Annotated in this window: 1 protein-coding gene; it reads left to right on the forward strand. The window is 72.3% G+C overall.

Annotated elements, in window-relative coordinates; translation table 11 throughout:
• The coding region (locus Q0789_RS16590; RefSeq protein ID WP_298807089.1) for a transposase at positions 1-550 on the forward strand (550 nt) is incomplete at its 5' end.
• Between the last annotated feature and the right edge of the window lie 23 nt (positions 551-573).

Consider the following 573-nt stretch of genomic DNA (forward strand, 5'->3'; position numbering starts at 1 on the left):
CGAGGACCTCCTGGCCGCCCTGGAGGAGCAGACCGTCACCGTGCCCGGCACCGCCGCGGCCGAGAAGGTCCTACCCCGCCTGGCCGAGGCACTCAGGACCGTCCTGGACCAGCGCAAGGTCATCGCGGCCGAGGTCGAGGAGGTCCTCGACGCTCACCCTCTTGCCCGGGTCCTGACCTCGATGCCCGGCGTCGGAGTCAGGACCGCCGCCAGGATCCTGCTCGAGGTCGGTGACGCCTCCGCCTTCCCCACCGCCGGGCACCTGGCCGCCTACGCCGGCCTGGCTCCCGTCACGCGCCGCTCGGGGTCCTCCATCCGCGGTGAGCACCCACCACGCGGCGGCAACAAGCACCTCAAGCGGGCGTTCTTCCTGTCCGCCTTCGCCGCCCTTAAGGACCCGACCTCACGGGCCTACTACGACCGCAAGAGAGCCGCCGGCAAGAAGCACAACGCCGCCCTCATCTGCCTGGCCCGCCGCCGCGTCGACGTCCTGCACGCCATGCTCCGCAACGCCACCCTCTACGAGCCCCGCCCCGCCCGCGCGGCTTGACCAACCTCATAGGGACACCCCCC

Source organism: uncultured Pseudokineococcus sp., assembly GCF_947499845.1.
Lineage (GTDB): Bacteria > Actinomycetota > Actinomycetes > Actinomycetales > Quadrisphaeraceae > Pseudokineococcus.